At 72.2% G+C, this 12,941-nt stretch carries 10 protein-coding genes; 4 read left to right on the top strand and 6 right to left on the bottom strand.

Annotated features, from left to right (window positions below; translation table 11 throughout):
* Positions 1-3: 3 nt before the first annotated feature.
* The 4 genes from AB0J76_RS48485 to AB0J76_RS48470 all read right to left on the bottom strand — a co-directional run bounded on the left by AB0J76_RS48485 (position 4) and on the right by AB0J76_RS48470 (position 4,105).
* Positions 4-1,296: an MFS transporter gene (locus tag AB0J76_RS48485; protein WP_352327925.1), complete on the bottom strand. Its 1,293-nt coding sequence runs from the start codon at positions 1,294-1,296 to the stop codon at positions 4-6.
* A 104-nt stretch (positions 1,297-1,400) separates the two neighbouring features.
* Complete coding sequence (locus AB0J76_RS48480) at positions 1,401-1,760, bottom strand: nuclear transport factor 2 family protein (RefSeq protein WP_352327926.1); 360 nt, start codon at positions 1,758-1,760, stop codon at positions 1,401-1,403.
* Positions 1,761-1,811: 51 nt separating this feature from the next.
* Entirely contained in the window at positions 1,812-2,216 is a 405-nt protein-coding gene (locus AB0J76_RS48475) for a hypothetical protein (RefSeq protein ID WP_352327927.1), read from the bottom strand.
* 227 nt (positions 2,217-2,443) lie between these two features.
* Entirely contained in the window at positions 2,444-4,105 is a 1,662-nt protein-coding gene (locus AB0J76_RS48470) for a class I adenylate-forming enzyme family protein (protein WP_352324389.1), read from the bottom strand.
* A 262-nt stretch (positions 4,106-4,367) separates the two neighbouring features.
* Between AB0J76_RS48470 and AB0J76_RS48465 the strand changes: the two genes are divergently transcribed.
* The 4 genes from AB0J76_RS48465 (at position 4,368) to AB0J76_RS48450 (ending at position 9,077) form a co-directional block, all read left to right on the top strand.
* A complete protein-coding gene (locus tag AB0J76_RS48465) occupies positions 4,368-6,029 on the top strand; it encodes an endo-1,4-beta-xylanase (protein ID WP_352324390.1) in 1,662 nt (553 codons plus the stop codon).
* Positions 6,030-6,153: 124 nt separating this feature from the next.
* Positions 6,154-6,723, top strand: a complete 570-nt coding sequence (locus tag AB0J76_RS48460; protein WP_352324392.1) for a dienelactone hydrolase family protein — start codon at positions 6,154-6,156, stop codon at positions 6,721-6,723.
* 228 nt (positions 6,724-6,951) lie between these two features.
* A complete protein-coding gene (locus AB0J76_RS48455) occupies positions 6,952-8,001 on the top strand; it encodes a TOMM precursor leader peptide-binding protein (RefSeq protein ID WP_352324393.1) in 1,050 nt (349 codons plus the stop codon).
* Entirely contained in the window at positions 7,998-9,077 is a 1,080-nt protein-coding gene (locus tag AB0J76_RS48450; RefSeq protein ID WP_352324394.1) for a hypothetical protein, read from the top strand. The genes AB0J76_RS48455 and AB0J76_RS48450 overlap by 4 nt, the downstream gene beginning before the upstream one ends.
* 95 nt (positions 9,078-9,172) lie before the next feature.
* On the opposite strand, the gene AB0J76_RS48445 is transcribed toward AB0J76_RS48450, so the two are convergent.
* The gene (locus tag AB0J76_RS48445; RefSeq protein WP_352324395.1) at positions 9,173-12,322 is read right to left on the bottom strand and encodes a DUF87 domain-containing protein; all 3,150 of its coding nucleotides are present in this window, start codon (positions 12,320-12,322) and stop codon (positions 9,173-9,175) included.
* A complete protein-coding gene (locus tag AB0J76_RS48440; RefSeq protein ID WP_352324396.1) occupies positions 12,304-12,939 on the bottom strand; it encodes a hypothetical protein in 636 nt (211 codons plus the stop codon). Before AB0J76_RS48440 ends, AB0J76_RS48445 begins: the two co-directional genes overlap by 19 nt.
* Positions 12,940-12,941: the final 2 nt, after the last annotated feature.

The raw sequence follows: 12,941 nt of genomic DNA, 5'->3' as shown, positions 1-12,941 counted from the left end.
CGGTCAGGCCGGGGTGGGCTGGTCGGACGACTGTTCGAGGCGGCGGGCGCGTTCGGCGATCGCGTGTTCGTCGGTTCTGGCGTCGTAGCGGCGGAACCCGGGCAGGGCGGCGGCCAGGCCGAGGACGGCGCCCACGCACAGCAGGCCGCCCGCGCCCAGCGAGAAGCGGGTGCCGCCGAAGTTGGCCATCAGGCTCGCGCGGGCGTTGCCCAGCATCGGGCCGCTGGCGTACGACAGCAGCTCGATGCCCGCCAGCCGCCCGCGCAGCTCCTGCGGGATGGTCTGGTTCCACATCGTGGTGCGGAAGATGCCGCTGATCATGTCGGCCGCGCCGGCCAGCGCGATGCACAGGAAGACCAGCCACACGCTCGGGGCCAGCGCGGTCAGCGTCATCGCCACCCCCCACAGCGCCGCCGCGACGATCACGCCGAGGCCCTGCCGCTGGACGCGGGCCGTCCAGCGGCCGGTCACCGAGGCGGCCAGCGCGCCCACGGCGGCGGCCGAGTACAGCAGGCCGAGCGACTCGGGCGAGCGCAGCTCGTCGGCCAGGAACGGGAACAGCGCGTTGGACATGGCGAACACCATGGCCGCGATGTCCACCAGGTACGTGCCCATGAGGTCGCCGCGGCCGGTGGCGTACCGCACGCCCTCGACCAGCGACCTGAGCGAGGCGGGCGCGGCGTCCTCGACGGGCGGCAGCGAGCTGATGCGCCACAGCAGCGCCAGGGACAGCACGAAGGTCGCCGTGTCGATGGCGTAGGCGACGTGCGTGCCGAGGTGCACCAGCAGCAGGCCGCCCAGCGCCGGGGCGACGATCGCGCCGACGTTCCAGCGCAGGCTGTTCAGCACCGCCGCCGCGGCCTGCTGGTCGTGCCGGACCACCTGCTGCATCACCGCCTCCAGGCTCGGACGCTGCAGGCAGGCGATGCCGGTGGACAGGGCGCCCATCACGTACAGGACCCAGACCTGCGGGTGGGGGAGCATCGCGTTGACCACGAGGGCGGCGGTGGTGACCAGCAGGCCCAGCTCGCTCAGCACGATGATCCGGCGGCGGTCGAGCGCGTCGGCGATCGCGCCGCCCCACAACCCGCACACCACCATCGGCACGAACTCCGCCAGGCTCATCAGCCCGACCGCGACGTAGGAACCGGTCAGTTCCTTCATCTGGTACGGCAACGCCACCATGGTGATCATCGTGCCGAACATGGTGACGACACCGGCGCCGAACAGCAGCCGGTAGTCGCGGGAGTCGCGCAGCGGGCTCAGGTCGGGGGAGAGCTGACGGAGCAGGCGCATGAGTGACACGAAGTCTGATTGTCGGACCACGTCCGCGATGAGGGCAAATCATTTAGGAACGGCGAAGGCCCCCGGGGGGACCGGGGGCCTTCGCGGGAGGGATGTCAGGCGGCGGGCACCTTGTCGAGGAAGCCGAGGACCTTGCGGATGCGGCCGTCCTCGGCCAGCTCGATCACGTCGAAGCCGACGGCCAGGGGCTCCTCGCCGGCGGGGCCGAGGTGCCAGGTGAAGCGGGCGATGTGGTGGTGGGCGTCGAACACCTCGCCCGGCGTGAACACCAGGCCCGGGAACATGCCCTGCGCGCCCTCGATCACGGCGGCGATCCCGGCGTGCCCGGCCACGTCGGCCATGGGGTCGGTGTAGGTCGCGTCCTCGGTCCACAGCTCGGCGACGGCCTTGGCGCGGGCGTCGGCGTCGGTCTCGTTCCAGGCGGCGACGTAGCGCTCGACGAGTTCGGTGGTCATGACGATCTCACTTTCTGCCAGGAGTTCTTTCGACGGTTCTCAGGAGAGGTGCTAGCGGCGGGTCCGGCGCAGGCCGGTGATCTGCAGCTCGGCGAACAGCCCCACGACCAGGGCCTGGGCGATGGCCCAGACGGCGCCGAGCGTGCTGAGTTCGAGCGCGCCGGTCACGACGGCGGCCACACTGCCCAGGGTCCAGGCGATGTTCAGGCCGATGACGGCCTTGACGGCCGCCGGGTTGATCGCGGGGCGGGAGGCCAGCAGGCCGACGGCGGCGCCGTACACGAGCAGGAAGATCCCGATCTCGCGCAGCAGGCCCGCGCCCGGGCCGAGCAGGTCGCTCGCCGGGCCGGCCAGGGCCAGGTAGACCAGCCCGTTGCCGCCGGTGACGACGGCGTCCGCGGCGAGTGCGAGGCGCAGGAACCTGGTCCGGTCGGCGGTGACGGTGAGGGCGGTCATCTTGGCTCCTTCAAGTGCTGGTTGCGACACTTGAACGATGTCAGCCGGGGCGTAGGGGCCGCGATTACGCACCAGGTAATGAAGTCCGCGAACCGCTCTCTGACCTGCGGGTTCTTCGGGGAAAAAGAACGGGGCGCCTCCTTGCGGAGGCGCCCCGGAGGGGTTTCAGGAGGGTGCGGGTCCCGGAAGCTGGGTCCGGAGAGGTACGGCGTCCCGGGAGGGGACGGTCAGGAGCCGAGGACCTCGCGGCGCAGGTGGGTCTTGAGGATCTTGCCGCCGGGGTTGCGGGGGAGCTCGCCCTCGCGGAACCACACGTGCGCCGGGATCTTGAACTTGGCGATCCGGTCCGCCAGGAACGAGCGCAGCTCCTCGGGCGTGACCGACCGGCCCGGCGCCGGCCGGATCACCGCGCCGACCTCCTCGCCCAGCTCGTCGTGCGGGACGCCGATCACCGCCACGTCGTCCACCGCCGGGTGCTCGAACAGGGCGGCCTCGACCTCGGCGCAGTAGACGTTCTCGCCGCCCCTGATCACCATGTCCTTGGCGCGGTCCACGATGTAGACGAAGCCCTCCTCGTCGATCCTGGCCAGGTCGCCGGTGTGCAGCCAGCCGTCCACGAACGTCTGCGCCGTGGCCTCGGGCTGGTTCCAGTAGCCCATGATCACGTTCGGGCCGCGTACGCACAGCTCGCCCACCTCGCCGGCGGGCAGCTCGGCGCCCATGGGGTCCACCACGCGCACGTCCACGACGGCCGAGGGCATGCCGATGCTGTCGGGCCTGGCGTGGTACTCGGCGCCGCCGTTGCCGATGGCCAGGGCGGTCGTCTCGGTCATGCCGTAGCCGTTGGAGGGGGCGCGGTCGGGCAGGTTCGTGGTGATGCGCTCCAGCAGCTTGGGCGGGGCGGGGGCGCCGCCGTAGCCGAGGGTGGTCAGCGACGACAGGTCGTACTTGCCGAAGTCGGGGTGCGACATGAGCTGCCAGGCGTTGGTCGGCACGCCGATCATCGTGGTGACGCGCTCGCGCTCGATCAGCCGCAGCGCCTGCTCGGGGTCCCACTTGTACATGAGCACCACGCCGCCGCCGGTGAACATCGAGGTGATCATGGCGGAGAAGCAGCCGGTGACGTGGAACAGCGGCACGGTCAGCAACGTCACCCGGCGCACGCTCGCCGCCGCGCCCGCGTCCTTGCCGGCCATGGTGACCGAGCGGACGAGGCCGTAGGCCACGGTCATGGGGGACTGGCCGAGGTTGCGGTGGCTGCCCAGCGCGCCCTTGGGCCGGCCGGTGGTGCCGGAGGTGTAGAAGATCGTCGCCGGATCCTCGGGGGACAGCTCGACGTCGGGCAGCCGCACGTCGGCGGTGACCTCGCCCAGCACGTCGTCGAACGACCGCGCGCCCTCGGGCGCCTCGCCCCTGGTCACGATCATCGGCACGCCCGTGGAGGCCAGCCTGACCGCCCGCTCGCCGTCGGCGATCAGCACCTTGGCCCCCGAGTCGCGCACGCCGTAGGCCAGCTCGGCCTCCGTCCACCAGGCGTTCAGCGGGACGGCGATGGCTCCGGCGGCCAGCGCGGCCGAGAACGAGACCACCCATTCCGGGTAGTTGCGCATGGCGATGGCGACGCGGTCGCCCTTGGTGACGCCGTACTCCTCGACCAGGCGGCCGGCCAGGGTGGCGGCGCGGCGGAAGTGCTCCTCGAACGTGATGTGCTCGTCCTCGTAGACCAGGAAGACCTGCTCGCCGTGGAACCTGCTGGTCTCCAGCAGGGCGCGGAAGTGTGCCGGCGCGTGCTTCCACGTGCGTACCCCGGTGTCGCCGATCTCCTCGGTCTCGAAAAGCTGGCCGGGGCCGGTGAGCTGGGCTTGGACCTGGGCGTGCGAAAGGGACATGCGCAGAACTCCCGCATCAGACGATTATTCCGGACTTTCACAGTACCGACCGGTAGGTACGTCGCGCTAGAGCAGCCAAAACCCCGGGGGCGGGCAGCCGTGAAAGTTTCATGTGAAAGCCGATATTTTTCGCTCGCCAACTGCTCTTTTGGGGGCTGGGTGGGATCGGCATTGATCGTTCTCTCGCATGTCAATACCGTCTGCGGTGCGATCCGCCGCGGATCGAAAGGTTTCGGAATCGAGTGCCTGCCTCCGGAGGTAGATGCCCGTGCTCTCGTCCCTGTCCGTCAGAGTCCTCGCCCTGCTGGGGATTCTCGCAGCCTTCCTCCTCCCCGCCACCTCCGCCGACGCCTCGGCGCCGCTGCGCACGCACGCGTCCGCCAAGGGCAAGTTCATCGGCACGGCGCTCGCCACCGGCCCGCTGTCCGGCGAGACGTCCTACCGCACCATCGCGGCGACCGAGTTCAGCCAGGTCACCGCCGAGAACGCGATGAAGTGGGACGCCACCGAGCCCAGCCAGGGCCAGTTCAACTACTCCGGCGCCGACGCGATCGTCGCCTTCGCCGCCCAGAACGACCAGCAGGTGCACGGCCACACCCTCGTCTGGCACAACCAGACGCCGGGCTGGGTGCAGGGCCTGAGCGCGACCGCGATGCGCGCGGCCATGCAGAACCACATCGCCAACGTCGTCGGCCACTTCGCCGACAACCCGGCCGTGGTCTCGTGGGACGTGGTCAACGAGGTCTTCGAGGACAACGGTAACCTGCGCACGTCGTTCTGGTACAACACGCTGGGCTCGGGCTACATCGCCGACGCCTTCCGCGCCGCCCGCGCCGCCGACCCCGACGCCAAGCTGTGCATCAACGACTACAACACCGAGGGCATCAACGCCAAGAGCACGGCGATCTACAACCTGGTCTCCTCGCTGCGCCAGCAGGGCGTGCCCATCGACTGCGTCGGCTTCCAGTCCCACCTGGCCATCCAGTACGGCTTCCCCAGCGACTTCCAGCAGAACCTGCAGCGCTTCGCCGCGCTCGGCGTCCAGGTCCGGATCACCGAGCTGGACGTGCGCATGCAGACCCCCAGGGACGCCACCAAGGACGCCACCCAGGCCACCTACTACCGCAACGTCGTCAACGCCTGCCTCGCGGTGACCGCCTGCCAGGGCGTGACGATCTGGGGCTTCACCGACAAGTACTCCTGGGTGCCCGACACCTTCCCCGGCCAGGGCGCCGCGCTGATCTACAACGAGAGCTACCAGCAGAAGCCGTCGTACACCGCCGTGCACGACGCCCTGGCCGGCGGCGCCTCCACCGACACCACCCCGCCCAGCACGCCGGGCGCCCCCACCGCGGGCAACGTCACCGCGAACTCGGCCACCCTCACCTGGGCCGCCTCCACCGACACCGGCGGCAGCGGCCTGGCCGGCTACAACGTCTACCGCGAGCAGGGCGGCACCGACACCCAGCTCGGCCAGTCCACCGGCAACAGCATCAACCTGACCGGCCTGACCGCGGCCACCCAGTACCAGGTCTACGTGCGGGCGCGCGACGGCGCGGGCAACCTGTCCGGCGAGTCCCCGGCGGTCACCTTCACCACCCTGACCGGGGGCGGCGGAGGCGACTGCACGGCAGCGGGCACCGTGCAGACCCAGTGGAGCGGCGGGTACGTCATCCAGCCCGTGACCGTCACCAACACCCGCACGTCCCCGATCAACGGCTGGACGGTCACCTTCACCCTGCCCGCAGGGCACACCCTGACCGGCTCCTGGAACGCCGCCGTCACCGTCAGCGGGCAGAACGTCACCGCCAGGAACGCCGGGTACAACGGCACGCTCGCGCCCGGCGCGAGCACCAGTTTCGGGTTCCAGGTCAGCAGGTCGGGCGGCGACACCGCGACGCCGTCCGCCTACACCTGCTCCTGACCCGCGCGACCCCCCGGGCGGACATGGCCGCCGCCCGGGGACCCGCACGCCGGCGCGGCGGGGCACGGGAGGGTGCCCGAACGGGGCCCTTGGTGGGGCCTGCGCGCGGTGGTACACAGTGCACATGGCAGAGATCATCCTGTTGCACTCCGCACAGGGCCTGCGACCGGGGGTAATGGGGGCCGCGGAGGCGCTTCGCGCGGGCGGGCACGTCGTGCGCACGCCCGACTACTACGACGGCGAGGTCTTCGACGACCTCGAATCCGGGCTGCGCAAACGGGACGCGATCGGCTTCGACGAGCTCGCGCGCCGCTGGCGGGAGATCGCCGCGCAGGTGCGCGGGCCGGTGGTGTTCGCCGGGTTCTCGCTGGGCGGGTTCGGGGCCCAGCTCCTGGCGGCCACGCACCCGCTGGCCCGGGGGCTGCTGCTCTACCACGGCTGTGCGGCCGTGGCCGAGGTGAGCGCGCAGGGGTGGCCGGTCTCGGTGCCGGTGCAGCTCCACTACGCGGAGGGCGACCCGTGGGTGGACGCCGGTGACGTCCGCAGTCTGCGGACGGAGTTGGGGCCGTTATTCGAGTGCTTCATTTATCCGGGAAATGTGCACTTGTTCGCCGATCCCGATCTTCCCGGATACTCGGAAGAGTCGGCGGCGCTTATGTGGAAACGTTCCCGCGACTTTATTGCGCGGATATAAGACGATTTCACGGATATTTCGTACTTGGGTCTATCAAAAGGGGCGATCTTTACTTTATGATCTCATCGGCCCATCAAGATCGACGGAAGGATCGCTCATGACGATCGAGATCAAGAAGGTCGAAGAAGTCGAGACCACCGGTAACAGCAACAGCTGCTGACCACTTCGGGCCTCCCGCGACGCGGCCCGACCCCGCGGGAGGCCCTCACTCGCCCGGGAGCCGCCTTCATGCCCAGGATTCAGGTGAATCCGGTCTTCCCCCTGTTCATCGACGACGCCCGCGGGCGCGTCCGGCTCGGCGACTTCCCCCCGACCGGCCAGATCCTCGACCCGGCGCCGCCGCCCCTGCGCCGCCTGCTGCGCCTGTGCGCCGAGACCCCCGTCGAGCAGTCCGACCTGTACGACCTCCTCGACGACCTCACCCCCGCCGAGATCGACTCGGCCGTCGAACAGCTGCGCGCGGCCCGCTTCCTGGTCACCGACGCCGAGCTCGGCACGCTCGCCGCCGACGCCCGGCTGTCCAGGTTCGCGCTGTTCATGGCCATGTTCCAGCCGGCCGACCGGGCCGTGGCCGCGCTCGGCGACCTCGCCGCCCGGCACGTGGCGGTGCTCGGCGCCGGCGCGATCGGCGGCCAGGTCGCCCTGCACCTCGCCACCTCCGGCGTCGGCCGCCTGACCCTGCTCGACGACGACCGCGTCGAGATCGGCAACCTGCACCGCCAGCACCTCTACACCGTCCGCGACCTCGGCGAGCCCAAGACGGCCGCGGCCGCCCGCAGGCTGCGCGAGCACTGCCCGGACGTCCGCGTCACCCGCGTCGAGCGGCGCATCACCGGCCCCTCCGACGTCGTCACCGACGCCGACCTCGTGGTCAACACCGTCGACACCCCGCAGCCGCACATCCGCCGCTGGGTCAACGAGGCCTGCGTGCGGGCCGGCACGCCGTTCGTCACCGGCGGCTTCAACCAGCACGTCGGCCTGCTCGGGCCGCTGGTCGTGCCCGGCAAGACCGGCTGCCTGGCCTGCCAGGAGGCCGCCCTGGCCGCGCGGTACGGCTCCACCGTCCTGCCCGCCAACGACAATCCCGGACGGGCCATCCCGTCGTTCGGGCCGCTGTGCGGGATCGTGTCGGGCATGCTCGCGTCCGAGGTGATCCGCTTCCTGACCGGCATCGGAGCTCCCGCCGTCGAGGGCCGCAGCCTCTGGCTCGACCTGCTCACGCTGACCACCACGGCCTACGACTTCGACCGCCGCGACGGCTGCGAGGTGTGCGGGTGAAGGCCGAGCCGCTGACGGACCTGTCGTTCCTCAGCGTGGTGGCCGACGGCCCCGACGACTACGTGATCGGCAACGGCGAGACGTTCGTCAACGTGCCCGGCGTGGCGGCGGCCGTGGTGGAGGCGCTCGACGGCACCAGGACGGCCGCCGAAGCCCGCGCCCTGGTCCTGGCCGAACGCGGCCTGGACGTGGACGTCGCCGAGTTCGTGACCGGGCTCGGCGCGGCCGGGCTGCTCGGGCCGCCGCGGCGTCCGCCCAACGTGTGGGACCGGATCAGGCCCGGCCACGTGGCCTGGCTGTTCTCCCGCCCGGCGCACACCGTGCTGGCCGCGCTGACCGTGTGCGCCCTGGCCGCGGCGGTCGCCAGGCCCGGCGTGCTGCCCTCGTTCTCCTCGCTGGTCTGGTCGGACAGCCTCACCTTCACCGTCGCCTTCGCCGTGGGCTCCTGGCTGCTGGTGCTGGTGCACGAGCTCGGTCACATCGCCGCGGCCCGGTCGCTCGGCGTGCGGGCCGAGCTGTCGCTCGGCACCCGCCTGCAGTTCCTCGTCGTGCAGACCAGGATCACCGGCATCTGGGGCGTGCCCAGGCGCGCCCGCTACCGCGCCCACCTGGCGGGCATGCGGGTGGACTGGTTCCTCGCCTGCGCCGGGACCTGCGTGCTGTACGCCGCCGACCTGCCCGTGGTGCGGCTGGTCGTCGTCATCTGCCTGTCGCAGATCGCCTGGCAGTTCCTGTTCTTCATGCGCACCGACGTCTACTACGCCATCGCCAACGCCGGCGGCAACAAGAACCTCATGGCCGACGCGCAGGCGTACCTGCGGGCGCGGCGCACCCGTACGGCGCCGCGCGGCGTGCGGGTGTACGCCTGGTTCCTCGTGGCAGGACGGGTGCTCGGGCTGGCCTTCTTCGCGCTCTACACGATCCCGGTGACGGTCGCCGTGTGCCGGCGGGCCGTCGAGGAGCTGCCGGGCTGGCAGCCGGTCGCCGCCCTGGCCGTCGTCGGCGCCGGCTGGGCGCTCTACCTCGCCGTACTCGCCCGCCGCCTGCTCGCCTCGGCCCGCCGCCCGTCCCCCTGAAGACCGGCGCAGGCCGCACAGCCCCGGCCTCCTGGGACGACCGGCGCAGGCCGGCGCGGTCCCGGCCGCCCCCTCCACGGCCGGGACCGTGGCGATCAGGCGCCCCCGCGGCTCCTGGCGACGACCTCCTCCGTGGTGAGCGGCGCCTTCGGGTGGTGCGTCAGGCACATGGGCACGCGTGCCTTGGCGAACCCGCCGCCCTCGCCGGCCACGTAGAACTCGCCCGCGCCCAGCCGGGAGATGTCCGGCACGTCGCCGCCGCCCTTGGACTGGGCCATCTCCCTGGCCGCGCTGATCTGGATCGGCGCGTTCAGCAGGCCGAAGAACTGCGTGGCGCAGTTGCCCGGGATCTGGTTGTGCAGCCCCTTGGGCGCCTGCGTGGCGAAGACCAGGCCCAGGCCGTACTTGCGGGCCTGGGAGGCGAGCAGCACCGTGCTGCGGGTGGAGACCGACGCGCCTCCCGCCGCGGGGGCGAACGTCTGCGCCTCGTCCATGACGAACAGCGCGCCCAGCGGACGGTCCTGGGCGGGGTGCCGCTTGAACCAGACGAACAGCTCCATCTGCAGCCGGCTGACGAAGCTCTGCCGCTGCTCCAGGCCCGGCAGCCCGGCCAGGCTGAGCACCGAGACGCGGGCCCGCCTGCCCGGCGGCGGCGTCACCAGCAGCCCGGGATCGACCGGCTCCCCGGCCCCGCCGAACAGCGGGTCGTTGTCCATGGCCGCGGTCAGCGACTGGGACAGGTCGGCCGCGATGCGCCGGGCGCTGGCCAGCTCGCTCACCCCGTCCGGCAGGTCGGCCAGGTACGCCGCGAACCCTCTCAGGCTGGTCGCGCCGCCGCCTCCGTAGGCGGCCAGCGCCCGCCTGAGCACGGCCTGCCCGCGCAGCGCCTTGTCGGTGTTGGCGTCCAGCCTGACCCGCGGCACGATGAACGCGACCGCGGCCTCGACCGCCTCGGCGAACTCGTCGGGGTCGCCGGCCAGGCTCGCCAGGTCGGGCAGCGGCTGGAAGCTCAGCGGCCGTCCGCCGGTCCGTCCCGGCGTCCAGACGGTCACGTCGGTGGCCGCCAGGTACTCCGCGGCGCGGCGGGCGTCGCCCTCGGCCCACGTGCGCGGCGGGTCGGGCCACGGCTCGCCCAGCCGGGCCAGGTCGTTGTTCGGGTCCAGCACGATCGATGAGACGCCGCGCAGGGCGCACTCCTCGACCAGCCGCCTGATCAGCACGGTCTTGCCCGAGCCGGAACCGGCGAAGATCGCGGTGTGCTTGCGCAGCGCCTCCAGCGCGATCCGCACCGGCTCGCCGTCCGAGACGCGCCGCCCGATCGTCAGGGAGTGCTCCTCGTCGCCGCCGCCCCGGCTCCTCGCCGCCACAGGGGCCTCGGGGGCCGGTACGGCCGGAACGCTCCACGCGTCGGCCAGTGCCTCGGTGAGGAAGCCGATCCCGGACGTCGGCCGCCGCGCGGCGAGCCAGGCGGCCAGCTCCGGCGGGTTCTCCGCGATCAGGGCCCGCAGCGCGGCGAGGACCTGCAGGTCCTGGCGGCTCATCCGCAGCGTCCTGCCGCCCGCCCGCTCGAACGCCGCGATCGCCTCCCGCGTCGCCGGCCCCGGTGACCAGGGGGTGTCGCGCAGCAGGAACAACCGCCGCTTGGGCACCTCCGCGTCCAGCCCGGCCGCCACGCACGCCTTGCGGAGGCGGTTCAGCGCCGCGTTGCCGTGCGTCGCGCTGATCGCGCGGAAGGCCCAGTGGACCTCGTCCTCCCTGCTCTCGTCGAGCGTGCGGCGCAGCCGGGCGTGCAGCGGGGGCTTGGCGCTCGGCGGCGGGTCCATGCCGAAGGCCCGGCCGGCCGCACCCTGCTCGGCGATCCACGCGTGCAGCCCGGCGGCCAGCAGCGCGGGCATCGCGGTGTCCTCACTGGCCTGGTCGATCACCGGAGCTTGCGCGGCGGCCAGCAGCTCGGCGAAGCGGCCGTCGAGCGCGGCGAGATCGCCGGGGACGGCGGGGTGGGCGTGCTCGGCAGGGCGCGCGGTCGGCTGCGCATGTGCCGCCGCCTCCGCCGCGAACCCGGTCAGCTCCCTGACCTCGCCGTCCAGCAGGCAGGCGCGGACGTGCCGGTCGATCCGGATGAGCAGATCCCGCGGAGTGATCCCGGGCGCCTGCTCGAACGCCTCCGGCCGGACCGGCCACGTCGGGTACGGCGGCTTGACGCCCGCCTCGCCGTACTGCACCTCGAAGCGCGTGGCGACCATGGTGCGGGCGGTGGCCGCGTCGGGGATGGTCTTGAGCGGCACCGCCTGGCGGAAGCGGTCGCGCACGGTGTCGACCGCGACCCGCTCGATGAGCGCCCACGTGGCGGGGATGCAGGTCACGACCGTCAACGTCCGGCGGGTGACCTCGCGCAGCGCCATCAGGCCGCCCGCGATGCGCTCGATCATGAGCTGCTCGGCCGGGTCGTGCTCGGCGCTGCCGGAGGTGGTGACCCGTGACTGGGCGACGAGCGGGTCGATCTGGTCCACCGCGACGATCGTCGGGCCGGTGAGCGCCATCAGCCGCGAAAGATCCCTGACGATCTCCTGCGGCGTGCGGCCGAGCTGCCGGATGCCCCAGCGGGCCCGCTCGCCCGGCTCGCCCTCGGGCGCCGACGACAGGTACGACTCCCCGAGGTCCTGCAGCCCCGGATCCTCGCCGGCCAGCAGGACCAGGGCGCGCGCGGCGTCCTGGCTGTCGCGGCCGACCTGGCCCCCGACGCGGCGGAACGCGGTGACGAAGGCGTCCAGCTCGTCCCTGGTGAGGCCGCGCTTGCCGGTGATCGAGCGGCGGGCCATGCGGGACAGCCCCGCCATGATGGCCAGCCGGTCCAGGAGCACGGTGAGCTGCGTCTGCCCGTCGTGGCGGGGCCGGGAGAGGCTGTCCAGCAGGGAGACCACGATGCTCTCCCAGAACCCCTTGGCGTCCAGCAGGCCGACCAGGACGAAGTAGCCGTCCTCGCGCTGGGCGCGTTCGCGCAGCCAGCCGAGCAGGTGGGTCTTTCCGGTGCCGCGCTGGCCCTGCACGACCACGCCGATGGGGCTGCTCTCGGGGCGGTGGGCGGCCTCGGCCAGCCCGTCGAGGAGGATCTTCGTCGACGCGCCGTGCAGGCCATCGACGTGGAAGGGAGAGCGGCGCCACACGTCGTCGGCGCCCTCGGTGTAGTTGAACGTCAGCGCGGCCAGGTCCGCGATGCCGCCGCCGCTCACAGCTCGCCGATCCACAGCAGATGCTTGTCCTGCCCGCCTATGATCACCGCCGCTTCGCGGTCCTCGGGCGTGAGCGTCTTCTGGTTCGACTCCGGGACCAGGTTCACGTCCGGGAGGCGTTCCATCACGACGAGCGCCTCGTCCACCTCCTGCTTCGGGACGGCGGGGAGCAGCCGCCGGAGCGGGGCCAGGCTCACCCACGAACCGGGCGCGGCGGCCAGCTCGGCGTACGCGGCCCGGATCTGCGACTCCAGACCGGCGGGGGGCACGTCCGGCTCCGGCTGGAAGATCTCCGACAGCCGCTGGTCGGTGCGCCGCATGAACCGGGGCAGCCATTCGAGCAGGGCCCGCGCGATGGCCCCAGACGAGCCGGTCTGCGGCGGGATCGCCCCGGCCCGCAGGTCCTCGGCCAGCCTGGCCCACCCGGAGTCGGTGAGCACGTGCACGAAGGCGCGTCCGCGTTTGGGCTGCCGGCTCTCGACCAGCTTCAGGTCGTTGAGCTTCAGTCGCCGCGGGCGGTCGATGATCAGCTTGTAGTGCTCCTTGAGCTCGCTGCTGGAGACCTCGCGGGCTTCGACGGCCAGCACCAGCAGGGCAGTGAACTCGGGCAGGGTCAGCCCTTTGTCCGGCATAT

Origin of the sequence: Nonomuraea sp. NPDC049624 (genome assembly GCF_040675255.1) — a bacterium.
GTDB lineage: Bacteria > Actinomycetota > Actinomycetes > Streptosporangiales > Streptosporangiaceae > Nonomuraea.
Note: the sequence above shows the minus strand (reverse complement) of the source record. Positions and strands in the feature narration are given on the sequence as shown.